A 22,489-nucleotide genomic window follows, 5' to 3' on the forward strand; every position below is an offset into this window, starting at 1 on the left:
GGTGCCGCGGCGGGGGGGCGCGGGCCGCGCGCGGGGGGGGGGGGCCCCCCCCCCCCGGGGGGGGGGGGGGGGGGGGGGGGGGGGGGGGGGCGCCCCCCCCCCCGCCCCCGGCCCGTGCGTCAGCCGGACGTCACGAACGCGCCCAGGACGGCAGCCAGATGACCGGGATCGTCGGCCCCGCACAGCTCGCGCGCCGAGTGCATGGACAGCCCGGGCACCCCCACGTCGACCGTCGGGACACCCAGCCGGGCCGCGGTGAGCGGGCCGATCGACGTGCCGCACGGCATCGCGTTGTTGGAGACGAACGGCTGCCACGGCGCACCCGCACGCTCGCACGCCGCCGCGAACACCGCCATGCCGGTGCTGTCGGTGGCGTACCGCTGATTGACGTTGACCTTGATCGCGGGGCCGCCGTTGGGCAGCGGGTGGTGGCCCGGATCGTGCCGTTCCGCGTAGTTGGGGTGCACCGCGTGCGCCATGTCGGCGGAGATGCAGAAGGCGCCGGACAGGGCGCGGGAGAAGTCCTCGGAGCTGCCGCCGCGCGCGGTGACCGAACGGCCGAGGACCCGTTCCAGCAGGGGGCTCTGCGCGCCCGTCTCCGAACCGCTGCCGACCTCCTCGTGGTCGAAGGCCGCCAGGACGGGGATGTACGAGGGAACCTCGGACGCGGTCGCCGCACCCGTCAGGGCCGTGACGCCCGCATGCACCGACACCAGGTTGTCCAGCCGCGCGGACACCACGAACTCCCGGTCCGCGCCGAGATATCCGGGCGGCTGGATGTCATGGAGCATCAGATCCCAGCCGAGGACGTCGTCCCGGTCCACTTCCGCGGCCGCCGCGACCCGGCCCAGCAGCGCGCCCTCCTCGGGAGCCCCGAGCGCCCACAGCGGGGCGAGATGGCGCTGCCGGTCGAGGGAGAGCCCCTCATTGACCGTACGGTCCAGATGGATGGCCAACTGGGGCACCCGCAACAGCGGTTCGTCGATCCGGATGAGACGGGACGCGACCCCGCCGCCCCGGCCGCGCAGCGCGAGCCGCCCCGAGATGCCCAGGTCGCGGTCGAGCCAGGTGTTCAGCGGAACGCCGCCGTAAATCTCCACGGCGATCTGCCGCCAGCCCGCGGATCCGGTGTCGGGGGTGGGTTTGACCCGCAGATTCGGGGAGTCCGTGTGTGTGCCGACGATCCGGAAGGGGGTGTGCGCGGGTGCGCCCTCGGGGACGTACCAGGCGATCAGGGCACCGCCGCGGACGACGAAGCTGCCGCCGGTCGTGCCCGTCCAGTCGTCCGTGCCACGCAGTTCACAGAAGCCGGCCTTTTCCAGGCACTGGGCGGCGCTCGCCACCGCGTGGTACGGGGAAGGGCTGGCACTGATGAAGGACAACAGGTCGTCGGCGTGGCTGCGGTGGGGAAGCGGCGTCATACGGCGTCCGCCTTTCCGGTGTTCGACGGTGAGGGGGAGGGTGGGTGGACCCGCGCCGCGCCGCTGGGCGCGGTGCGGTGTCCGGAGTGGGGTGGCGGCTGTTTTCTGGTTCCCGAGGACGGTCTGCCGGTTTTCCGGGACCGTTTCCCGGTTCCCCAGGACTGCTTCCCGATGTCCCGGGTCGGCGGAGCACTTCAGGGACGTTTGACAACCCACCGCAGCTGCCCGGCACAGCGCAAGTCCGCGGTGCGGCCCGCTGCGTGAAAGCGGCGGTGCCGGACCGGCTCCCCGGCGCCCGGGTCCGAGGTGGCCCGGGGTGTCCGGGGCCCGTGCCACGGGCGTCAGGAGAGGCGCTGCGGAGAACCGGGACCCGCGGCACCCCGTTTCCGGACACCGCCCGCGCCCGTCGGCCCCGCACGGGCGCGCCTCCAAATTGGCTGAATTCCGTTGTAAGCGAACCCTCACCTCACCTGCCGCCGCGCGAATCGACAACGGCGCTCGCCGAGCGGATGAGCCGCCACAGCGTCGCCGAGCACGTGCGGAGGGTCCCCGAGCAGCTGGGCAGCAACAGCCGGGCCCAACTCGGCTGTCCGGTCGCGGCATCGGGCCTGCCGGGGAAGCGAGAACGGCCCGCGGGGGCGCCCCGGCCGATGGAATGCGGCCGGAACGCCCCCGCGGGGCCGTACTTGTCGTGCCTCGGCACGCCTGAGAGCCTGTCGGGTGACCTTCGATCAGAGGCCGCCCGACAGGCTCCGAGGCCCTCAGGCTCTGAGTCCCTCAGGCTCTCGGACCGTCAGGTGAGACCCGGACCCCGCACCGGAATGCTGGTGAACGTCGGTGCCGGGGCGGGCTCGGTGAAGAAGTCGTTGCCCTTGTCGTCGACGACGATGAACGCGGGGAAGTCCTCGACCTCGATCTTCCAGACCGCTTCCATGCCGAGCTCCTCGTACTCGACGACCTCGACCTTCTTGATGCAGTCCTGCGCGAGGCGCGCCGCCGGTCCGCCGATCGAGCCGAGGTAGAAACCGCCGTGCGCGTCGCACGCGTCAGTGACCTGCTTGGACCGGTTGCCCTTGGCCAGCATCACCTTGGAGCCGCCCGCCGCCTGGAACTGCGCGACATAGCTGTCCATACGGCCGGCCGTCGTCGGGCCGAAGGAGCCGGAGGCGTACCCCTCGGGCGTCTTCGCCGGGCCCGCGTAGTAGACCGGGTGGTCCTTCAGGTACTGCGGCATCTCCTCGCCCGCGTCCAGCCGCTCCTTGATCTTGGCGTGTGCGATGTCGCGGGCCACGACCAGCGGTCCGGTCAGCGAGAGCCGGGTCTTGACCGGGTACTTGGTCAGCTCGGCGAGGATCTCGTCCATCGGCCGGTTCAGGTCGATCCTGACGACGTTACCCGCCTCTTCGAGGTGCTCGTCCGTGGTGTCCGGCAGGAAGCGGGCCGGGTCCTTCTCCAACTGCTCCAGGAAGACGCCCTCGGCGGTGATCTTCGCGGTGGCCTGGCGGTCCGCCGAGCAGGACACGGCGATCGCGACGGGCAGCGAGGCGCCGTGGCGGGGGAGGCGGACGACACGTACGTCGTGGCAGAAGTACTTGCCGCCGAACTGCGCGCCGATACCGATCTTCTGCGTCAGCTCGAAGACCTTCTCCTCCAGCTCCTTGTCACGGAAGCCGTGACCGGTGGGGGAGCCCTCGGCGGGCAGCTCGTCCAGGTAGTGCGCGGAGGCGTACTTCGCGGTCTTCAGCGCGAACTCGGCCGACGTACCGCCGACGACGATCGCCAAGTGGTACGGCGGGCAGGCGGCCGTACCCAGCGAACGGATCTTCTCCTCCAGGAACTTCATCATGGAGGCCTCGTTCAGCACGGCCTTCGTCTCCTGGAAAAGGAACGACTTGTTGGCCGAGCCGCCGCCCTTTGCCATGAAGAGGAATTTGTAGGCGCCGCCGTCGGTGGCGTACAGCTCGATCTGCGCGGGCAGATTCGAGCCGGTGTTCTTCTCCTCCCACATGGTGAGCGGAGCCATCTGCGAATAGCGGAGGTTGAGCTTGGTGTACGCGTCGAAGATGCCGTGCGACAGGGCCTCTTCGTCACCGCCCTCGGTCAGTACGTTCTGCCCGCGCTTGCCCATGACGATCGCGGTGCCGGTGTCCTGGCACATCGGCAGGACGCCCGCGGCGGCGATGTTCGCGTTCTTCAGCAGGTCGAGCGCGACGAACTTGTCGTTGGACGACGCCTCGGGGTCGTCCACGATCCGCCGCAGCTGCGCCAGGTGGGCGGGGCGCAGATAGTGCGAGATGTCGTGCATGGCTTCGGCGGCGAGGGTGCGCAGTGCCTCCGGGGCGACCTTGAGGAACGTACGACCGTCGGCCTCGAAGGTGGAGACGCCCTCGGAGGTCACCAGACGGTACGGCGTGGTGTCCTCTCCCAGGGGGAGCAGATCGGAGTACGCAAACTCTGGCATTACGGCCATTCCTCACTCGGCAGACGGCGGCTGGCCTTCCTTGGGCAGCGCACCCACCAGGGTAGAACGCCGTGCGGACACCGAAGCTGTGAGGTAGGGCTCAGTTCGGCGCCCGCACGGGGGCGACACGGCGGAGACGCCGCAAGGACTAGTCGCGATCTATCGCGTTTGGGTACCCTGGGTCGGTGGACCTCGAAAAGCACCCTCAGCAGCCCGTAGCCCCGGCGGAGCCGACCGGTATCCGCGCCTCCGACGCGGACCGCGACCGGATCGCCGACATCCTGCGCGAGGCCATGGCCGAGGGCCGGCTCACCGCCGAGGAACATGCCGAGCGGGTCGATGCGGTCTACCGCGCCAAGACCATCGGCGAACTGGAGCCGCTGGTGCGGGACCTGCCCGCCGCCCGGGGCGCCTCCCGCCCCGCCGCCGAGCCCGGCGCCTTCGTTCACGAGAGCCCCGCGGGCCCGGCCGAGAACCTGGTGGCGATCTTCAGCAGCTCCACCCGCAAGGGCCGTTGGCGGGTCGGCGGCCGTACGAACGCCTTTGCGCTCTTCGGCAGCGTGGAGGTCGATCTGACCGAGGCGCTTTTCGGCCAGAGGCTCACGGTGATCAATGCGACCTCCGTCTTCGGCAGCGTCGAGATCAAGGTCCCCGAGAACATCTCGCTGCGCGGCAGTGGCACGGGCGTCTTCGGTAATTTCGAAGTCGCCACACTGGAATCCGCGGACCCCGAAGCGCCAGTGGTGGTTGTCAACGGCTATTCGGTGTTCGGCAGCGTCGAGGCGAAGCCCAAGCGAGGGAAGTTCATTGCGGATCTCCAGGACCGGCTGCGCAAATACCTCGGCTAAGGGCTGTCCGTTATCCGTGGTGGCCTTCGAGAACAAGCCATATTCCTGACCTGTCGCAATTCCGCAGCCCGGAACCAGGCGCCACTCAGTGCATAGGCGCGCGTACAGCGGGTAGGGAGTGCTGCATCGTCTCTCGCTCGCGAAGCCGTCGTCAGGAGTAGACCGTGCTGCAACTGCCGCATCAGCCGCTGCAGGCCGCCGCCGTCCCGCCCCAGCGCATCCCCGCGCGGGAGGACCAGGCCGGCCCCTGGCACTCGGAGGCGGTGTGCCACCGGGACGAAGCCGGGCTGTTCTTCGCCCCGTCGAAGGAGCCGACTGCTGCCAGGCTCGCGCGCGAGGAGTCCGCGAAGCGGGTCTGCGCGCGCTGCCCGGTGATGGTCGAATGCCAGGAACACGCCCTCGTGCAGCCGGAGCCGTACGGGGTGTGGGGCGGCCTCACCGCCGCCGAACGCCGGGTGGTGCTCGCCCGTCGCAGACGGCGCGAGATGGAGCTCAAGGCATCATCCGCATCCTCCGCCGCGACGAGCCGCATAGCCGCGGCGGGCTGACCGTCACCGTCCGGCGGGGGTGCCTGAACCGGCACCCGCGTCCGTTCACGCGAAGAGGCGCCCCCACCGCACACGGGGGCGCCTCTTCGCGTTCTGCTCCCCGAACCTCGGGGACAGGACCTACTTCGCGCGGTCGAAGTCGATCGCGCTGTAGGCACGCAGCTTCGACAGCCGGTGGGTCGAGTCGATCTTCCGGATGGTGCCGGACTTGGACCGCATGACGATCGACTCGGTGGTCGCCGTCTCCGCGCGGTACCGCACGCCACGCATCAGCTCACCGTCCGTGATGCCGGTCGCGACGAAGAACACGTTGTCGCCGCTGACCAGGTCGTCGGTGGACAGGACACGGTCCAGGTCGTGCCCGGCGTCCAGCGCGCGCTGCCGCTCGGCCTCGTCCTTCGGCCAGAGCTTGCCCTGGATGACACCGCCGAGGCACTTTATGGCGCAGGCCGAGATGATGCCCTCGGGGGTGCCGCCGATGCCCATCAGCAGGTCGACGCCGGTCCCCTCGCGGGCGGCCATGATCGAGCCCGCGACGTCGCCGTCGGTGATGAACTTGATCCGGGCGCCGGTCTCCCGGATCTCCTTGACGATCCCGTCGTGGCGGGGGCGGTCGAGGACGACGACGGTGACGTCCTCGGGGGCGGAGTTCTTCGCCTTCGCGACACGGCGGATGTTCACCGAGACGGGCGCATTGATGTCGACGAAGTCGGCGGCCTCGGGGCCGGTGACCAGCTTGTCCATGTAGAAGACCGCGGACGGGTCGAACATGGCGCCGCGGTCGGCGGCGGCCAGCACGGCGATCGCGTTCGGCATGCCCTTGGCGTTCAGGGTCGTACCGTCGATCGGGTCCACGGCGATGTCGACCTCGGGACCGGTGCCGTCACCGACGTGCTCGCCGTTGAACAGCATGGGGGCTTCGTCCTTCTCGCCCTCGCCGATGACGACGACGCCGTTCATCGAGACGGTGGAGACGAGGGTCCGCATGGCCTTCACGGCGGCGCCGTCGGCGCCGATCTTGTCGCCGCGGCCGACCCAGCGACCTGCTGCCATGGCGGCGGCCTCGGTGACCCGGACCAGCTCCAGGGCGAGGTTGCGGTCGGGGGCCTCCGGGGAGACCTCGAGCTGAGACGGCAGATGATGCTCGGACATCGGAGCGCACCTTTCTGTACGACGACGACCGGAAGAGGGTGCTGTGACTCTATCGTCAGGTCGACAAAATGAGCAGACCGGGTCACGTATGAGCGGGCTGCCCGCGGGTCGGGCCCGTCGGGCCTAATGCGACCATGGACCCGTGGCTAGCAAGCGAGGCAAGCAGACAGTGCGGGACATGTTCCTGTCGATGGCGGTGATCTCCGCTGTGGCAGGGGCTTTTTACATTTTCATTCCGCACGACGAGAACGCCAACCCGGTGAAGGCGATCGACTACCGGGTGGAGCTCCAGACGGCGCGGCGCGCGGCGCCGTACCCGGTGGCCGCCCCGGACGGACTGGCCAAGGAGTGGAAGCCGACCTCGGTCAGTTACGACCGCGAGGCCGGTGACAGCTGGCACCTGGGCTTCCTGGACCCGGAGGGCAAGTACGTCGCGGTGGAGCAGTCCACGTCCTCGGCGAAGAAGTATGTGACCGAGGTCAGCCAGAACGCCAAGAACACCGGGCGTACGCAGCAGATCGCGGGCGAGACCTGGCAGAGCTGGAAGGGCGAGAAGTACGACGCCCTCGTGCGCCAGGACAAGGGTGCGACCACGGTGGTCACGGGTTCCGCCTCGCCGGAGCGGCTGGCGGAGATGGCGGCCGCGCTCAAGTCGTCCTGATCGTCGTACGCGACACACCGGCACGCGACATACGGAGAAGGCCCCGGAGCAGCACATGATGCTCCGGGGCCTTCTCCGTACGTGCGGAGACGATCAGACGGTCGTGACGACCTCGTCGTAGGCGAGGCGCGGCAGACGCGGGAACCAGGCGTCCTCGCCCGGCTTGCCGATGTTGACGACCATCAGCAGCTTGTGGTCGCCGTCCAGGAACTCCTTCTCGATGCCCGCGGCGTCGTAGCCGGTCATCGGGCCCGCGGCCAGGCCGGCGGCACGGACACCGATGATGAAGTACGCGGCCTGCAGTGCGGCGTTGAGCGCGGCGGACGACTCGCGGACCGGGCGCTCGGAGAAGAACGCGTCCTTGGCCTTCGGGAAGTGCGGCATCAGGGCCGGGAGCTCCTCGTGGAACTCGTTGTCGGCGACCAGGATGGCGACCAGGGGGGCGGTCGAGGTCTTCGGCTGGTTGCCCTCGGCCATGTGCTTGACGAGGCGCGCACGGGCGTCGTCGGAGCGGACCAGGACGACGCGCAGCGGCGACTGGTTGAACGCGGTGGGGCCGTACTTGACCAGGTCGTAGATCGCCTGGACCTGCTCCTCGGTCACCGGCTCGTCGGTGAAGGTGTTGGCGGTGCGGGCCTCACGGAAGAGGAGGTCCTGGGCGGCGGGGTCAAGAACGAGGGACATCTTGCGTTTTTACCTTCCGGCGTGCATGGAGATCAAGCAACGCCGACCACGGTACGGGAGAGTTAGGTTAATTTTCAACTAAAACCGGAGTGGAGTGATCAGTTCCACAGCTCGGGCCTCTTGTGTGCCGGGAAGTCGGGGCGGCTGGGAAGCAGGGAAAGCCGGGAAAGCCGGGAAAGCCGGGGGCCTCAGCCGTTGCCGGCTGTCGTGTCGCCGCCGTTCTCCTGGGCGTCGGCCGGCCCCGCGAGGGCTGCGTCCAGCCGTGCACGCGCGCCCTCCAGCCAGTGCCGGCACACCTTCGCCAGCTCCTCGCCCCGCTCCCACAGCGCGAGGGACTCCTCCAGCGTCGTACCGCCCGTCTCCAGGCGGCGCACCACCTCGATCAGCTCGTCACGCGCCTGCTCGTATCCGAGCGTGCCCGCGGCACCAGCTGTCGTAGTCCCGTCGTCCGTCATGCGTCCCACCCTACGTTCCGGCCCATCAGGAGCCTGAGACCTCGCCCGTCATCACCTTCGAGCCGCCGCGGCCGCCCGTCCGCACCCCGCATCGAACCTCCGCTCGCTCACTCACCCACCCGCACCGCGAACTCGCCCCCCGACACCCGCGCCCGAAGGACATCGCCCGGCGCCCCCGCGTCCGCGGGAGCCCGCACCACATGGCCGTCCGCCCGCTGCAGCACCGCATACCCGCGCTCCAGCGTCGCAGCGGGCGACAACGCGACCACTCGCGCCCGGGTGTGGGCGAGCTCCGAGTCCGCCCGGTCCAGCAGATGCCCCAGCACCCGCCGGCCCCGCCCGATCAGCGCATCGATCTCCGACGCACGCTCGTCCACCATCCGCTGGGGACGCTCCATCGCGGGCCGGCCCAGCGCATGAGCCAGCCCCCGCTCCTCCCGGTCCAGCAGCCCCCGTACCGTCCGCAGCGCACGGTCCCGCAGCTGCTGCACCCGGTCCAGCTCCTCGCCCACATCGGGCACGACCTTCTTCGCCGCGTCCGTCGGAGTGGAGGCACGCAGATCCGCGACCAGGTCGAGCAGCGGGGAGTCCGGCTCATGACCGATCGCCGACACCACCGGCGTACGGCACGCGGCGACCGTACGGATCAGCTGCTCGTCCGAGAACGGCAGCAGATCCTCCACGCTGCCGCCGCCCCGCGCCACGACGATCACATCGACATCCGGGAGGTCGTCCAGCTCCTTGACGGCCTGGACGACCTGATTCACCGCGTGCACCCCCTGCACCGCCGTGTTGCGCACCTCGAACCGCACCGCGGGCCACCGCCGCCGAGCGTTCTCCAGGACGTCGCGTTCGGCAGCCGAGGCCCGGCCACAGACCAGTCCGATCAGCTGCGGCAGGAACGGCAGCGGCTTCTTCCGGTCGAGCGCGAAGAGCCCCTCCCCGGCCAGCGACTTCTTCAGCCGCTCAAGGCGCACCAGCAGCTCGCCGATGCCGACCGGCCGTATCTCCGTGGCCCGCAGGGACAGCTGGCCGCGCGGCGCGTACCACTCGGGCTTGGCGAGGACGACGACCCGCGCACCCTCCGTCACGACATCCGCGATCCGGTCGAAGACCTGGCGGAAGCACGTCACGCTCACCGAGATGTCCTGCGACGGGTCGCGCAGCGTCAGAAACACCACGCCGGCACCCGGCCGCCGCGACAGCTGGGTGATCTGCCCCTCGACCCAGACCGCGCCGAGACGGTCGATCCACCCCCCGATGAGCCGCGACACCTCACCGACGGGCAGCGGAGCTTCCGCGGACGTTTGGAGAGCCATGCGAGCGAGCGTATCCGCATCCACCGACAATCAGCCGCCCACGACAGCCGCCACGCCCCGCCACCGGAATCCCCGACCCCACTGCGCCCTCAGGCCTGGCGCCGCCCCCACTGCAGCGCCAGCACCACCAGCCCCACCCCCAGCCAGCACACCCCCACCACCTGAGCGCTCGCCGTCGCCTCCACGATCACCGCGATCAGCACCCCCGCACCCACCACCGGCACCAGCACATGCCGCCACCAGCTCGGCGGCCACTCCATCCGACGTACGGCGAACCAGCCGACCACCGAAGCGTGCAGCAGCACGAACGCGGTCAGCGCACCGATGCCGACGACCGACACCAGACGGTCGAGACCGTTGGCGCGCCGGGCCGCCCACACCGCCGCCACCAGCGTCACCGTCGCTGCGAGCAGGATCGCGATCCGCGGCACCCCGGACCGCGGGTCGACCTTGGACAGCAGCGAGGGAGCCCGTAGACCACCAGATCCCGGAAGCCGAGCGTCCGCCGCAGACCGCCTTCCTCCCGGTGCGCCCCGTTCGCCCGCGGGACCCCGCCGCTGCCGCCGCTGCCGGTCCCCGACATGAACCCTCCGTCGATCGCGTACGCATCAGTCTCGCGACCCCGCCGATCTTCTGCGCGTTCGGCGCGGCCTTACGATGGGACGCATGACTGCTACGACACCCCGCCGCGTCCTCCTCGCCGCTCCCCGTGGCTACTGCGCGGGCGTGGACCGTGCCGTGATCGCCGTGGAGAAAGCCCTGGAGCAGTACGGCTCCCCGGTGTACGTGCGCCACGAGATCGTCCACAACAAGTACGTCGTACAGACCCTGGAGAAGAAGGGCGCGATCTTCGTCGATCAGACGGCGGAGGTCCCCGAGGGCTCGATCGTGATGTTCTCCGCACACGGCGTCGCGCCGACCGTGCACCGGGAGGCGGCAGAGCGGAAGCTCGCCACGATCGACGCGACCTGCCCCCTGGTCACCAAGGTCCACAAGGAAGCCGTCCGCTTCGCACAGGACGACTTCGACATCCTTCTGATCGGCCACGAGGGCCATGAGGAGGTCATCGGCACTTCCGGCGAGGCCCCCGAGCACATCACGGTGGTCGACGGCCCCGAGGACGTCGCCGATGTCGAGGTGCGTGACCCGTCGAAGGTCGTCTGGCTCTCCCAGACCACGCTCTCCGTCGACGAGACGATGGAGACCGTCGGCGCGCTCAAGGAGAAGTTCCCGCTCCTGGTCTCGCCGCCCAGCGACGACATCTGCTACGCCACGCAGAACCGCCAGATCGCCGTGAAGCAGATGGGCGCGGACGCCGACCTCGTGATCGTCGTCGGCTCCAAGAACTCCTCCAACTCGGTCCGCCTGGTCGAGGTCGCCCTCGGCGCCGGTGCCAACGACGCCCATCTGGTCGACTTCGCCGACGAAATCGACGAGGCCTGGCTGGACGGCGTCTCCACGGTCGGCGTCACCTCGGGCGCATCCGTGCCCGAGGTCCTGGTCGACGGAGTCCTGGCGTGGCTCTCGGAGCGTGGTTTCGAGGACGTGGAGATCGTGAAGGCGGCCGAGGAGTCGATCACGTTCTCGCTGCCCAAGGAACTCCGCCGTGACCTGCGCGCCGAGGCCGCGGCGCTTGTGGAGAAGTGACGGCTTCGCGCCGACGGCTTTCCGTTCCGGGAAGTGAGCCGGGCCACCTGCCCGTACCGTGGACTGCATGCAGATCTTCGGCGTGGACATCGGCGGATCCGGGATCAAGGGCGCCCCTGTGGACCTGGACCGCGGAGACCTGGCGCAGGAGCGCCACAAAGTTCTGACACCGCACCCGGCCACGCCCTCGGGCGTGGCCGATTGCGTGGCCGAGGTGGTCGGTCATTTCGACTGGTCGGGCCCGGTGGGCATCACCTTCCCGGGCGTTGTCACCGACGGCTGCACCCGCACCGCGGCCAATGTCGACAGGGGATGGATCGACACGGACGCCCGCGGACTGCTCGGCGACAGACTCGGCCTGCCCGTCACCGTCCTGAACGACGCCGACGCGGCCGGTATCGCGGAGATGTCGTTCGGCGCGGGGCGCGGACGCACGGGGACGGTGATCGTACTGACGCTCGGTACGGGCATCGGCAGCGCCCTCTTCATCGACGGCAAGCTTGTACCCAACACCGAGCTGGGCCACCTGGAGCTGAACGGTCACGAGGCGGAGAAGAACGCTTCCACCAAGGCCAAGGAGGACGAGGGCCTGAGCTGGCACCACTGGGCGCACCGGGTACAGAAGTACCTGACCCATGTGGAGATGCTGTTCTCGCCCGAGCTCTTCATCATCGGCGGCGGAGTCAGCCGCAAGGCTGACAAGTTCCTGCCGCTGATCGAGCACGTACGGGCCGAGATGGTGCCGGCGGAGCTGCAGAACAACGCGGGCATCGTGGGAGCGGCGATGGCTGCGGCGGACAGGGCGTAGGGTCCACCCGGCTGCCCGGCTGCCCCGCCCTGCGGCCCCCGGTCAGCGCTGGGGGCGACGGGGCGGCTGCGCGGGCCGCGCGGCGAGCAGCATCCGACGCTGACGTTGCCTCTGCCGCATCAGCCGTACCTTCCGTACGGTCGCGATGAGCCCGGCGATGAGCGTTCCGCCGTACAGCCACCCGGCATGTACGGCAAGTGCCGTGACGAGCGCCATGGTCTGGCCGCCGAGGCCGCCGGTGCCACCGGAGATCGGGATGACGCCGACGGCGAATGCGATCGGCACGATGATCGGCGCGGTCACCAGGTCCGCAGGCCGCACCCATAGCGCGGTCAGCGCGCTGACCGGCAGGAACAGCACCCCGAACACGGTCGATGAACCGTCGAGGAGCAGTTGGTCGAGGCACGCCAGTACGAACATGGAAGCGGCGGCGAAGAGCCCCGCACCGATGCCGGTCAGCCGGGGATTCGGCAGCCTGCGTAGAGCGAGAACGGCGGGTGGCACCGGCCGGGACCGGCCCTCCGGCTTCGCGTCCATCACCCGATAGACGGCGGCGGCTTCGTCGATGGTGCCCTGCGGGGACAGCGGGGCCTGACGAGACTGCCTGCGCTGCGGGGGACGTGTCCTGTGCTGCTCCACCGGGACAACGTAGGTCGCCGAGCGGGAGGAAACAGGTGCGGGACACGCGCTTTGGGCGACCTAGGGGGTGAGTTCGATGCCACACGGCCGAACGGGAACCGAATCGACGCCCGATCGGACCCGTGGGTACCCGGTTGACCCCGCCCGTAAACTGGAGAATCGGCCCACCCGGGCCCGACGCATTTCCGCCCGTCCCACCGCCTCCTCTCCCCCTTCTTCTCTCTCCTCCTCACTCTTCAGGAAGTCGCCAACGTGTCGCTCACGATCGGAATCGTCGGCCTGCCGAATGTCGGCAAGTCGACCCTGTTCAACGCCCTGACCAAGAACGACGTGCTGGCGGCCAACTATCCGTTCGCCACGATCGAGCCGAACGTGGGCGTCGTCGGCGTCCCGGACGCCCGCCTGAACAAGCTGGCCGAGATCTTCGGCTCGCAGCGCCTGCTCCCGGCCACCGTCGACTTCGTCGACATCGCCGGCATCGTCCGAGGCGCTTCGGAGGGCGAGGGCCTGGGCAACAAGTTCCTCGCGAACATCCGCGAGTCCGACGCGATCTGCCAGGTCATCCGCGCCTTCAAGGACGAGAACGTCGTCCACGTCGACGGCAAGGTCTCGCCCAAGGACGACATCGAGACGATCAACACCGAGCTGATCCTCGCCGACCTCCAGTCCGTCGAGAAGGCCGTACCGCGCCTCACGAAGGAGTCCCGCCTCCAGAAGGAGAAGGTGGCGGTCCTCGCCGCGGTCGAGGAGGCCCAGAAGATCCTCGAGTCCGGCCAGACCCTCTTCGCCGCGGGCATCACCGCAGGCACGGAGAAGGGCAAGCTCCTCCACGAGCTGCACCTCCTCACCACCAAGCCCTTCCTCTACGTCTTCAACGTCGACGAGGACGAGCTGGTCGACGAGGACTTCAAGGACGAGCAGCGCGCCCTGGTCGCCCCCGCCGAGGCGATCTTCCTCAACGCCAAGATCGAGTCCGAGCTGATCGAGCTCGACGACGACGAGGCCCTTGAGCTCCTCCAGTCCATGGGCCAGGAGGAGCCCGGCCTCGCCACCCTCGGCCGCGTCGGCTTCGACACCCTGGGCCTGCAGACCTACCTCACCGCAGGCCCGAAGGAAGCCCGAGCCTGGACGATCAAGAAGGGCGCCACGGCTCCCGAGGCGGCCGGTGTGATCCACACCGACTTCCAGAAGGGCTTCATCAAGGCGGAGATCATCTCGTTCGAGGACCTGGTCGAAACGGGCTCGGTCGCCGAGGCCCGCGCCAAGGGCAAGGCCCGCATGGAGGGCAAGGACTACGTGATGCAGGACGGGGACGTGGTGGAGTTCCGCTTCAACGTCTGAGCGGATGAAGTAACACCACGTTGGCGCCTTGGCGAACATGCGAGTCAGGCGAACATGCAAGTCAGAAGGGGCCGGGCTCTCACGGGCCTGGCCCCTTCGTCGATCCCGCGCTGGATCGTCGCTGGATTTTCTGACCGATGTCAGAAGTGCTCAGGTGTCGTAGGCGGTGGAGCGATGCCCGACGTGTACGACCCACACCAACTCGCCGTTGTCGATCGTGTAGATCACGCGGTAGTCGCCCACCCGCAGGCGGCGTCGGTCGGGCTGGGAGACGAGGGCCGTCGTGATGAACCCCATCGGGTCACTCTCCAGCTCAGTCAGCTTGGCCAGAATGCGGAGGGCCATGCCTCGCGGGACCTTGCGGAGTTCGGCCTGAGCTTCGGGCCGGAAGACGGTGCGGTATTCACTCACTGCGTGCCAGCGTCTCCCTCATGATGTCCTCGATCGGGATGCCGGGTGCCGGATTGGCCATGCGCTCGTCGATGATCCGGTTGATCTCGCGCTTTTCCCACTCCTGGTACTTCCGGAGCACGTCGATGGACACCACGGCGGCCACCTCCTTGCCTCGGCGCGTGATCACCGTGGGTACGTCGTCGCGGTCGGCTCGCTCCACGACCTCGGCCAGGTGCGCCCGGACATCGCGAATGGACTCTATGGGCAGTGGCTGCGTCATGGGCTCAAAGGTGCCGGATGTCGCATATGTACACAATGGTAAGGGGTGAAGGTGTGCAGCGGCGGCTGCATGGCTTGCCGCTCATGCCGCTCATGCCGCTCTGTACGCCGCTCACGCGCTCTGTCGCGGGGGCCCCGGCTCGGCGACGCAGGGCGCTCCGGTTAACGCTCGCTAACCCGACTGTCTAGAATCGAATCCATGACCACCAGGACGGACGCCCTCACCCGCCGCGAGCAGATCCTCAAGGAGGCTGCTCGCCTCTTTGCTGAGCGCGGCTTCCATGGCGTCGGCGTCGACGAGATAGGTGCCGCCGTCGGTATCAGTGGTCCCGGTCTCTACCGGCACTTCCCCGGCAAGGACGCGATGCTCGCCGAGCTGCTGGTCGGTATCAGTGAGCGCCTGCTGGCTGGCGGGCAACTGCGCGTGTCGGAGGACGCGGCCTGCGAGGACGGCTCCCCGCGGGCCCTGCTCGACGCGCTCATCGAGGGCCATATCGACTTCGCCCTCGACGACCGCCCCCTGATCACCCTCCACGACCGTGAGCTGGACCGCCTCAGGGATGCCGACCGCAAGCGGGTCCGGCAGCTTCAGCGGCAGTACGTCGAGGTGTGGGTGGAGGTGGTCCGCGAGCTGTATCCGGACCTGTCCGAGCATGAGGCCCGCGCGGCCGTGCATGCCGTTTTCGGCCTCCTGAACTCGACCCCGCACCTGGGCCGACCCGGTGCGCAGCCGGACCGCGCGGACACGGCGGCGCTGCTGCACCGGCTGGCGCGCGGGGCGTTCGAGGCGGCGGCCCGCGCATAGGGCGTGTCCGTGGGCGCGTTCATGGGCGCGTTCACGGGCGTTCCGGTGGAAACAATGCAATTTCGACCGGCCTTCGAAAATATTAATTTATACAACGGGGAAGGAGTGGTTCCCTAAATTCCCTTTCCTTTCCTCGGCGAAGCTCCTCCGGTCGGAGTGTCGCAACGCCCACCAGGCATATGGTTTGAGCTGTCTCACCCACGCCTGATGGGGTAATCAAATGAAAAGATGTCAGGTTTCGGTCGTTGTCCCCTGTTTCAATGAGGATGAGGTGATCGAGGCATTTCACCGTGCGTTGATCTCCGCCCTCGAACCGACTCGCCGGACCTTCGAGATCTGTTATGTCGACGACGGCAGCAGCGACCGGACCAGGGCCCGGATCAGATCGCTCGCCACCGCGGACCGGCGGGTCCGCTACACCTCCTTCAGCCGCAATTTCGGCAAGGAAGCCGCGATGCTCGCGGGGCTGCGCATGTCCCGCGGCGAAGCCGTCGTCCTCATGGACGCCGACCTCCAGCATCCGCCCGAACTTCTCCCCCGCATACTCGAGTTGCGGCAGCGCGGGTTCGACCAGGTCGTCGCCAGGCGGGACCGGACAGGTGAAGGTGCCCTGCGTGCCTTTCTCAGCTCCGCCTACTACCGGGTCATGGGCCGGTGCATGGACGTCGAGGTCGTCGACGGCGAGGGCGACTTCAGGCTGCTGTCGCGCACCGCTGTGGACGCCGTGCTCGCACTGCCCGAGACCAACCGGTTCTCCAAGGGGATCTTCTCCTGGGTCGGCTTCGACACCGTCAGCTTCACCTACCGGAACGCCCAGCGGGCGGCGGGCCGTTCGAAGTGGGGTGGCCGGCGGCTGCTCAACTACGGGATCGACGGGCTGATCTCCTTCAACAGCCGTCCACTGCGCCTGGCCATCCACGTCGGCCTCGCCCTCGCGCTGGCGGCACTGGGATACGCCCTGTGGATCATCGCCGACGTCGTTCTGCACGGTGTCGCCGTACCCGGCTACACCACCCTGCTGACCGCCGTCGTGGCACTCGGCGGAATCCAGCTCGCCACGCTCGGCGTCATCGGCGAATACGTGGGACGCATCTACAGCGAGTCGAAACGCCGTCCGCACTACGTGGTGCGCGAAACGAATGAATCCCCGAATGTTCTCCCGTTCGACAGTGCGGCCGATACGCCGGAAGACGCGCAAGCCGCTTCGCCCGCACCCGTGGTCGAGAGACCAATGGCGGGGCGCGCCGGGTCGACCGCGCTCGGGGCCGCCAGGTCCCGTACCGTACGACAGTTCGTCGTTTTCGCGATGCTCGGAACCATCAATACGGCGGTGTATCTGGCGGTATACGCCTCGCTGAACATCTGGATTCCCTATCTTGTCGCGCATGTCTTCGGATATGCGGTCAGCGTCGTGGGATCGTTTCTTCTCAACTCGTACATCACCTGCCGGACGAAGCCGACCTGGCACGCCTTCGTCCGGTATCCCCTGTCGAGCATCGTCAATCTCGTCCTCACCGGCGCCCTGCTCTACCTCGGCGTCAGCAGGCTGGGCATGGACAAGAACATCGCCGCCGTGGCCGCGGGAATCGTTGCCACGCCGTTCTCGTTCCTGCTCGCCCGCTGGGCCATCGACTCCGGCGCCGCCCTGGCCGGGCAGCGCGCCGCCTGACCGGAAACCGTGCCGGGCATCCGGCACCTCGATCCCGAACGCCTGAACCACTCGGCGCGCAAGACGCGTGAAACGTACGAAGGGCACCAGCGCACATGACCGCGGAATCGTCGAAGACCGCCGACGCACAGCAGGAGGGCGGAGAATCCCGCCCGGACAACGGCCCGGAAAACCGCCCGGGCAACCGCTCGGGCACCTCACGGCGGCGGGCGACGATCTGGACGGCCGCCCTCACCCTGCTGCCGCTCGCGCTGCTCGGCGCGGCCTTCTGGATCGGCCGCCTGGTCCGCCCGGGAGGGGACGACTGGTGCTTCCTCCCGGTCGTACGCGACGAGGGCGCCTCCGGAATGATCGAGAAATTCTTCTTCCACGACAACGGACGCGTCGCCAACGCGCTGCTGGTCGTCGCGTACGGGTCCCTCGGCGTCGCAGGCCACCGGTGGTTCGCCCTGGTCAGCGGAGTGCTCATGCTGGGCATCCTCTGGGCACTGACCTCCGCGGCGATCAAGAAGGCCGGGCTGACCGCGCCGCGCGGGCTCGCGCTGCTGGTGGGCGCGATGATGGCGGCGGTCTTCTTCCTCGCGACGCCCAACACGTACAAGACGTTCTACTGGCCCGCCAACTCCGTCTCGCACACCGTCTCACCGGTGCTGGCCTGCGCTGCCGTGATCCCGCTGCTGCGCGCACGGACCGGCCGTGCACGCGACTTCGCGGTGGCGATCGCGTTCGTGGCCGGAGTCCTCATCGGCACGCTGTCGGAGGAGACGGCGGTCGTCGCGTTCGTCGTGCTCACCGCCACCCTGCTGATCAGTTGCTGGGCCCTGCCCGGGGCCGGCCGCACCCATGCGCGGATCTGGTGCGCGTTCGCCTTCGCCGGAATCGCGGTCGGGACGGCCATCCTGTACTTGTCGCCCGGCGCACGCGCCCGGCGTGAACGGTTCGGCGCGGACAGTGCCTCCATGTTCGGCCCGGAGGCACTGACCACGGTGCTGCGGGCGTTCGGACACATCCTGGGGACGATCTTCACGACCTGGCAGTACCTGGGAGCGGTCGCCGTCGGCGTCGTGCTGGGGCTGCTGGTGCGCGATGGTGAGCAGGGAGCGGACGGGCCGGACGGGTCCTTGCGCCGCAGGCCCCTCCTCCTGGTCCTCGTCGGCTTCCTCGCCTTCCTGGTCTCCGGATACCTCTGCACCGTCGTCGCCTACCCGGCCTTCGGGGCAAGCGTGGTGACCGCCTCGCGCGTCTGGGGCGACTTCCTTCTGCTGTTCGTGATGTTCCTGGTCGGTGTCGGCGCCCTGCTGGGACGGGCGCTGCGCGCCCGGAGGTGGAGGATCGATGCGGTGATGGCTGCCGGCGCCGTATGCGCCCTGGCCTGCGTCGGCCTGGCCGTCCCGCTGATCCAGCTGGAGCGGAAGATGGACGTGCGCGCCCAGCGCTGGGACCGCCAGGACCGCTCGCTGAGGACCCAGGCGGCGCGCGGCGCCCAGGTGCTCCCGTACACACCGGTGTCGGTCAGCGGAATGGTGGAGCCGTTCGGCAACCACGGCAAGAAACTGTGGCCGGCGCAGTGCGTCGCCCAGTACTACCACCTCAAGAAGATCACGTACTCGACCCGGCTTCCCTGAGTGGCCGCCCGGGAGCCGTCCGTCCGGCAAGATGCCGGGCACACTGCGCACACCTGACGGCACAATGGGTTCATGCCGATACCCAGCCGTGCCGCCCTCGTCGAACACCTCGTCCGTACGCGCATCGCCGGAAATGTCGCCACCCCCCGCGACAACAACCTCTCCCACTACCGCAAGCTCGCCAACGGCGACCGCCACTACTGGCTCGGCCTGGAGCTCGGGGACCGGTGGCGCGACGAGCAGGACGTGCTGGCCGTGATGGCCGAGCGCTGCGGGGTCAGCGACGACCCGGAGCACCGGTTCGGGCAGGACACCATCGACCCGGAGCTGACGGTCGACGCCCTGGAGCGGATGGCGGCGCGGCTGCAGAAGGCGGCGGCGGGGGCGGAGCGGGTGCTCTTCGCGACCGGGCACCCGGGCGGGCTTCTCGATGTGCACCGGCAGACCGCGCAGGCGCTGAGGGCGGCCGGATGCGAGATCGTGCGGATTCCTTCGGGGCTGGTGGCCGACGAGGGCATGGTGTTCCAGTTCGCGGACGTTGCGGTGCAGGAGCGCGGCGCGACGCTCTGGCACACGCACTCGCCCGCGCCGATGGCCGCGATCCTGGACGGTCTGGAGCGGGAGGGCCGGCCGCTGCCGGACCTGGTGGTCGCCGACCACGGGTGGGCGGGGTGCGCGGCGCAGCGCGGGCTGGACGCGGTGGGGTACGCGGACTGCAACGACCCGGCGCTGTTCCTCGGCGAGGCGGAGGGAACGCTCCAGGTGGCCGTACCGCTGGACGACCATGTCGTGGACCCGCGTTTTTATGACCCGCTGACGGACTATCTGCTGGACGCGGCAGGGTTGATCTGAGGGTGGAGGGGGGAAGGGGCCGACCTTTGTGGGGAATGTGTCCGAATTGACGGGCCGTGGCGTGTTCGGCGCGCACGGCTGAGGCATGGTCAGCCCCGGGGGACGCGGACGACACCTTCCTGGATGACGGTGATCGCCAGTCGGCCGTCCTGTGTGTAGATGCGTGCCTGACCGAGCCCGCGCCCGCCGTACGCGGACGGCGACTCCTGGTCGTACAGCAGCCATTCGTCCGCCCGGAACGGCCGGTGGAACCACATCGCGTGGTCCAGGCTCGCCCCGACCACGTCGCCGACCGCCCAGCCTCCTCGCCCATGGGCGAGGAGTACCGAGTCGAGCAGCGTCATGTCGGAGACGTAGGTCGCCATGCAGACGTGCAGCAGCGGGTCGTCCACGAGCTTGCCGTTGGTGCGGAACCACACCTGGGAGCGGGGCTCACGCGGTTCGCCGACCGTGCCGAAGGGCGGCTCGTCCACGTACCGCAGGTCGACCGCGGCCCGCGCCTCGAGCAGCCGGTCCACGACACCCGGATCGCTGAAGCGGTCCGCGTACCGGGGCAGCATCTGCGCGGCCGTGGGCAGTGTCTCCGGGTCCGGGGCGGACGGCATGTCCGTCTGGTGCTCCAGGCCCTCCTCGTGCGTCTGGAAGGACGCCGAGAGATGGAAGATCGGCTGGCCGTGCTGCACGGCGACGACCCTGCGGGTGGTGAAGGACCGGCCGTCCCGGATCCGGTCGACGCTGTAGACGATCGGCGCGTTCGGGTCGCCCATCCGCAGGAAGTAGGAGTGCAGGGAGTGGGCGGTCGGGCTCTGTGCTGCTCGAGCGGAGCCGTGAGGCCGGGGAAGGGCGGCCGGGACGGTACGGCCTGCGGCGACCAGGGCCTGGGCCGCGACCTGGCCGCCGAAGACACGGGGAATGACCGCCGAACGGCTCGTACCCCGGAAGATGTCCTGCTCGATCTGCTCCAGGTCGAGCAGATCGAGCAGGGAGTCCAGTGCTGAGCTCATGGAAAGAACGAAACCGTTCTTGGACCGACCTCTACAGGCCCATGGACTTGGCGATGATCGACTTCATGACCTCGCTGGTGCCGCCGTAGATGCGGTTGACCCGGTTGTCCGCGTACAGGCGGGCGATCGGGTACTCGTTCATGTAGCCGTAGCCGCCGTGCAGCTGAAGGCAGCGGTCGATGACGCGGTGCGCGACCTCGGTGCAGAACAGCTTCGCGGAGGCGGCCTCGGCGGCGGTCAGCTCACCGGCGTCGTGAGCCTCGATGGCGCGGTCGCAGACGGCCTCGGCGGCGTCCACCTCGGCCTGGCAGGCGGCCAGCTCGAACTTGGTGTTCTGGAAGGACGCGACGGTCTTGCCGAAGACGGTGCGCTCCGAGACGTAACTCTGGGCGAACCGGACAGCGGCCTTGGCCTGGGCATACGCGCCGACGGCGATGCCGAGGCGCTCCTGCGGCAGGTTCTGGCCGAGGTAGGAGAAGCCCTTGTTCTCCTCGCCGAGGAGGTCCTCGACGGGCACCTTGACGTCGACGAACGCCAGCTCGGCGGTGTCGGAGGTGCGCAGGCCCAGCTTGTCGAGCTTGCGGCCGACCGAGTAGCCCTCGGCCTTGGTGTCGACGACGAAGAGGGAGATGCCGTGTCGGCGGTCATCCGCCTTGGGCGCGTCCGTACGGGCACAGACGATCACACGGTCGGCGTGGACGCCACCGGTGATGAACGTCTTGGCACCGTTGAGGATGTAGTGCGTGCCGTCCTCGGAGAGCTTGGCGGTGGTCTTCATACCGGCCAGGTCGGAACCGGTACCCGGCTCGGTCATGGCGATGGCGTACATCGTCTTGCCGCTGACGAAGTCCGGCAGCCAGCGCTTCTTCTGCTCCTCGGTGGCGTACGCCTTGATGTACGGCAGGCAGAGCAGGACGTGCACACCGGAGCCGCCGAAATTGACGGCTGCGCGGGCGCACTCCTCGGAGATGATCGCCTCGAACTTGAAGGACTCCACGCCGGCGCCGCCGTACTCCTCCGGCACCTCGATGCCGAATATGCCCAGCTCGGCGAGCTTGTAGTAGAAGTCGCGGGGCACCTGGCCGGCCGCGAACCACTCGTCGTAGACGGGGGCGACCTCGGCCTCGATGAAGGCGCGGATGGTCTCCCGGAACGCCTCGTGGTCCTCGTTGAATACCGTACGGCGCACGGGGTGCCTCCTTGGTCAGCTTCGGGCGGTTTCGGTCGAACCGGCTCAGACCGACCGGCGAATAGGGGCGGCGTCGCGGGCCCCATTCGCCGGTCGGTCTAAGCGCTTGCTCAGTTCTGCTCAGAAGTTACCCGGCGGTCACCGAGGCTGTCCAGGGTGATGCTCAGCACGCCGGGCGGAGCGTCCGCCTCAGACGCCGATGTGCCCTTCGCGGCCACCGGTCGGGAAGGGCACATCGCTGTCTTCCGACTACTGGCCTACTGGGGTTTGAAGGAGCGGATCTGGTAGTTCCCCTGGAGGTTGCCGCCGCTTCCGGCAGGGGTGGATCCGACCCGGGCGTTGTAGTTGGTCTGGGTGTAGTACTGAACGCGATGCCCGGTCGCGTTCCAGACGGAGCGGACGTTCTGGCCCCGCTGGATGAACGAGCAGTCGTCGGCGGTATTCGCCCGCTTCTTGTCCGACCACTGGCAGCGGGTGCCACCTCCGTTCCAGTCGCTGTAGATGCAGAAGTAGCCGGGGCTGCAGCTGTACGAAGCCCTGGAGTTCTCGACAGCGGCGCTTTCGGCGGCGGCGTTCTCGGCTGCTGTGGCTGCGACGGGTCCGGCGCCGAGCCCCAGAGTCAAGGCGATCGAGGTGACGGCGAGCGCTGTGATGCGGTTCATGGCGAATCCCCTTCATTCCTCTTTGTG

The 22,489-nt window shown here is 69.0% G+C and carries 22 protein-coding genes and 1 pseudogene; 10 read left to right on the top strand and 13 right to left on the bottom strand.

The features are described 5' to 3' along the window. Positions 1 to 119: 119 nt before the first annotated feature. Together ACH4EW_RS02725 and ACH4EW_RS02730 are read right to left on the bottom strand one after the other, a co-directional pair. Positions 120 to 1,421, bottom strand: a complete 1,302-nt coding sequence (locus ACH4EW_RS02725; protein ID WP_398250360.1) for a M18 family aminopeptidase — start codon at positions 1,419 to 1,421, stop codon at positions 120 to 122. 793 nt (positions 1,422 to 2,214) lie between these two features. Beyond that, positions 2,215 to 3,882 carry a fumarate hydratase gene (locus tag ACH4EW_RS02730; protein ID WP_398250362.1) on the bottom strand — a complete coding sequence of 556 codons (1,668 nt, stop codon included), beginning with the start codon at positions 3,880 to 3,882 and terminating at the stop codon, positions 2,215 to 2,217. A 185-nt stretch (positions 3,883 to 4,067) separates the two neighbouring features. On the opposite strand from ACH4EW_RS02730, the gene ACH4EW_RS02735 reads away from it, so the two are divergent. Together ACH4EW_RS02735 and ACH4EW_RS02740 are read left to right on the top strand one after the other, a co-directional pair. Further along, complete coding sequence (locus ACH4EW_RS02735) at positions 4,068 to 4,730, top strand: DUF1707 domain-containing protein (RefSeq protein ID WP_398250364.1); 663 nt, start codon at positions 4,068 to 4,070, stop codon at positions 4,728 to 4,730. A gap of 164 nt (positions 4,731 to 4,894) precedes the next feature. Next, the gene (locus ACH4EW_RS02740; protein WP_398250366.1) at positions 4,895 to 5,278 is read left to right on the top strand and encodes a WhiB family transcriptional regulator; all 384 of its coding nucleotides are present in this window, start codon (positions 4,895 to 4,897) and stop codon (positions 5,276 to 5,278) included. 120 nt (positions 5,279 to 5,398) lie between these two features. On the opposite strand, the gene glpX is transcribed toward ACH4EW_RS02740, so the two are convergent. Then, positions 5,399 to 6,430 carry a class II fructose-bisphosphatase gene (glpX, locus tag ACH4EW_RS02745; RefSeq protein WP_398250368.1) on the bottom strand — a complete coding sequence of 344 codons (1,032 nt, stop codon included), beginning with the start codon at positions 6,428 to 6,430 and terminating at the stop codon, positions 5,399 to 5,401. A gap of 142 nt (positions 6,431 to 6,572) precedes the next feature. On the opposite strand from glpX, the gene ACH4EW_RS02750 reads away from it, so the two are divergent. Continuing rightward, entirely contained in the window at positions 6,573 to 7,091 is a 519-nt protein-coding gene (locus tag ACH4EW_RS02750) for a DUF4245 domain-containing protein (RefSeq protein ID WP_398250370.1), read from the top strand. 93 nt (positions 7,092 to 7,184) lie between these two features. Here the strand turns inward: ACH4EW_RS02750 and ACH4EW_RS02755 are convergent, their stop codons facing one another. From ACH4EW_RS02755 to ACH4EW_RS02770, 4 genes and pseudogenes are all read right to left on the bottom strand, one after another. After that, positions 7,185 to 7,775, bottom strand: coding sequence for a malonic semialdehyde reductase (locus tag ACH4EW_RS02755; protein ID WP_398250372.1), 591 nt, complete (start codon positions 7,773 to 7,775; stop codon positions 7,185 to 7,187). A gap of 188 nt (positions 7,776 to 7,963) precedes the next feature. Next, on the bottom strand, positions 7,964 to 8,230 hold the full coding sequence (locus ACH4EW_RS02760; protein ID WP_398250374.1) for an exodeoxyribonuclease VII small subunit: 267 nt from the start codon (positions 8,228 to 8,230) through the stop codon (positions 7,964 to 7,966). 107 nt (positions 8,231 to 8,337) lie between these two features. Next, complete coding sequence (gene xseA / locus ACH4EW_RS02765; RefSeq protein ID WP_398250376.1) at positions 8,338 to 9,549, bottom strand: exodeoxyribonuclease VII large subunit; 1,212 nt, start codon at positions 9,547 to 9,549, stop codon at positions 8,338 to 8,340. Between the two features lie 89 nt (positions 9,550 to 9,638). After that, positions 9,639 to 10,022 (bottom strand): annotated as a pseudogene (locus ACH4EW_RS02770) (amino acid permease); the annotation flags it as partial. Between the two features lie 184 nt (positions 10,023 to 10,206). On the opposite strand from ACH4EW_RS02770, the gene ACH4EW_RS02775 reads away from it, so the two are divergent. Together ACH4EW_RS02775 and ppgK are read left to right on the top strand one after the other, a co-directional pair. Next, complete coding sequence (locus ACH4EW_RS02775; protein ID WP_398250378.1) at positions 10,207 to 11,196, top strand: 4-hydroxy-3-methylbut-2-enyl diphosphate reductase; 990 nt, start codon at positions 10,207 to 10,209, stop codon at positions 11,194 to 11,196. 67 nt (positions 11,197 to 11,263) lie between these two features. Then, the gene (ppgK, locus tag ACH4EW_RS02780; RefSeq protein WP_398250380.1) at positions 11,264 to 12,004 is read left to right on the top strand and encodes a polyphosphate--glucose phosphotransferase; all 741 of its coding nucleotides are present in this window, start codon (positions 11,264 to 11,266) and stop codon (positions 12,002 to 12,004) included. A gap of 42 nt (positions 12,005 to 12,046) precedes the next feature. On the opposite strand, the gene ACH4EW_RS02785 is transcribed toward ppgK, so the two are convergent. Continuing rightward, complete coding sequence (locus ACH4EW_RS02785) at positions 12,047 to 12,643, bottom strand: DUF6542 domain-containing protein (RefSeq protein ID WP_398250382.1); 597 nt, start codon at positions 12,641 to 12,643, stop codon at positions 12,047 to 12,049. A 252-nt stretch (positions 12,644 to 12,895) separates the two neighbouring features. Between ACH4EW_RS02785 and ychF the strand changes: the two genes are divergently transcribed. After that, positions 12,896 to 13,984, top strand: coding sequence for a redox-regulated ATPase YchF (gene ychF / locus ACH4EW_RS02790; RefSeq protein ID WP_398250384.1), 1,089 nt, complete (start codon positions 12,896 to 12,898; stop codon positions 13,982 to 13,984). 150 nt (positions 13,985 to 14,134) lie between these two features. Here ychF and ACH4EW_RS02795 read toward each other — a convergent pair whose 3' ends face one another. Together ACH4EW_RS02795 and ACH4EW_RS02800 are read right to left on the bottom strand one after the other, a co-directional pair. Next, entirely contained in the window at positions 14,135 to 14,395 is a 261-nt protein-coding gene (locus ACH4EW_RS02795; RefSeq protein ID WP_398250386.1) for a type II toxin-antitoxin system RelE/ParE family toxin, read from the bottom strand. After that, complete coding sequence (locus ACH4EW_RS02800) at positions 14,388 to 14,657, bottom strand: type II toxin-antitoxin system Phd/YefM family antitoxin (RefSeq protein ID WP_398250388.1); 270 nt, start codon at positions 14,655 to 14,657, stop codon at positions 14,388 to 14,390. Before ACH4EW_RS02800 ends, ACH4EW_RS02795 begins: the two co-directional genes overlap by 8 nt. A 198-nt stretch (positions 14,658 to 14,855) precedes the next feature. Between ACH4EW_RS02800 and ACH4EW_RS02805 the strand changes: the two genes are divergently transcribed. The 4 genes from ACH4EW_RS02805 (at position 14,856) to ACH4EW_RS02820 (ending at position 19,607) form a co-directional block, all read left to right on the top strand. Then, positions 14,856 to 15,461, top strand: coding sequence for a TetR/AcrR family transcriptional regulator (locus ACH4EW_RS02805; RefSeq protein WP_398250390.1), 606 nt, complete (start codon positions 14,856 to 14,858; stop codon positions 15,459 to 15,461). A gap of 220 nt (positions 15,462 to 15,681) precedes the next feature. Further along, entirely contained in the window at positions 15,682 to 17,130 is a 1,449-nt protein-coding gene (locus ACH4EW_RS02810; protein ID WP_398250392.1) for a glycosyltransferase, read from the top strand. Between the two features lie 95 nt (positions 17,131 to 17,225). Further along, entirely contained in the window at positions 17,226 to 18,755 is a 1,530-nt protein-coding gene (locus tag ACH4EW_RS02815; RefSeq protein WP_398250394.1) for a DUF6056 family protein, read from the top strand. A 72-nt stretch (positions 18,756 to 18,827) separates the two neighbouring features. Beyond that, on the top strand, positions 18,828 to 19,607 hold the full coding sequence (locus ACH4EW_RS02820; protein WP_398250396.1) for a phosphatase: 780 nt from the start codon (positions 18,828 to 18,830) through the stop codon (positions 19,605 to 19,607). An 89-nt stretch (positions 19,608 to 19,696) separates the two neighbouring features. On the opposite strand, the gene ACH4EW_RS02825 is transcribed toward ACH4EW_RS02820, so the two are convergent. From ACH4EW_RS02825 to ACH4EW_RS02835, 3 genes are all read right to left on the bottom strand, one after another. Then, entirely contained in the window at positions 19,697 to 20,611 is a 915-nt protein-coding gene (locus ACH4EW_RS02825) for an acyl-CoA thioesterase (protein ID WP_398250397.1), read from the bottom strand. Positions 20,612 to 20,642: 31 nt separating this feature from the next. Then, the gene (locus ACH4EW_RS02830; RefSeq protein ID WP_398250399.1) at positions 20,643 to 21,800 is read right to left on the bottom strand and encodes an acyl-CoA dehydrogenase family protein; all 1,158 of its coding nucleotides are present in this window, start codon (positions 21,798 to 21,800) and stop codon (positions 20,643 to 20,645) included. A 257-nt stretch (positions 21,801 to 22,057) separates the two neighbouring features. Next, complete coding sequence (locus tag ACH4EW_RS02835) at positions 22,058 to 22,462, bottom strand: peptidase inhibitor family I36 protein (RefSeq protein WP_398250401.1); 405 nt, start codon at positions 22,460 to 22,462, stop codon at positions 22,058 to 22,060. Positions 22,463 to 22,489: the final 27 nt, after the last annotated feature.

It is taken from the genome of Streptomyces sp. NPDC018000, from assembly GCF_044328025.1.
GTDB lineage: Bacteria > Actinomycetota > Actinomycetes > Streptomycetales > Streptomycetaceae > Streptomyces.